The sequence below is a fragment of the Vibrio sp. 1069 genome, assembly GCF_033340555.1.
In genome coordinates, this window is sequence record NZ_JAWOWP010000758.1 from 1 (window position 1) to 560 (window position 560).

1 protein-coding gene is annotated in these 560 nt (G+C 50.7%); it reads left to right on the forward strand.

Translation table 11 applies throughout. The features are described from left to right. Window positions 1–560, forward strand: a 560-nt coding sequence (locus R7040_RS28895) for an alanine:cation symporter family protein (RefSeq protein WP_318097957.1), incomplete at both ends; no start/stop codon positions are given.

The following is a 560-nucleotide window of genomic DNA, read 5'->3' on the forward strand; positions in this document are numbered from 1 at the left end:
TGATGCTGATCTTCAAGAGCGCATTCGGTCTGCAAGAAGCTGCAGCGGGTGGTCTTGGTTATGCGATTGCACAAGCAATGATCAACGGTATCAAACGTGGTCTATTCTCGAACGAAGCGGGTATGGGGTCTGCGCCTAACGCGGCAGCGTCGGCAACGCCTTACCCACCGCACCCAGCATCTCAAGGTTACGTTCAGATGCTAGGCGTGTTCATGGATACGATTGTTATCTGTTCTGCAACAGTAGCGATTATCCTGATGTCGGGCGAGTATGTAGGTCAAGCAACGGAAGTTACTGGTATTGAGCTAACTCAGCGTGCATTGAGCTCGCAAGTGGGTGATTGGGGCGGCATCTTTGTTGCAGTTGCAATCTTCTTCTTCGCGTTTACTTCAATCATCGCGAACTACTCTTACGCAGAAACGAACCTGATCTTCTTGGAGCACAACCATAAAGCTGGTCTAAGCATCTTCCGCGTTGTGGTTCTGGGCATGGTAATGTTTGGTGCGCTAGCGTCTCTTCCTGTGGTTTGGTCGTTGGCTGACGTTTCGATGGGTCTGATG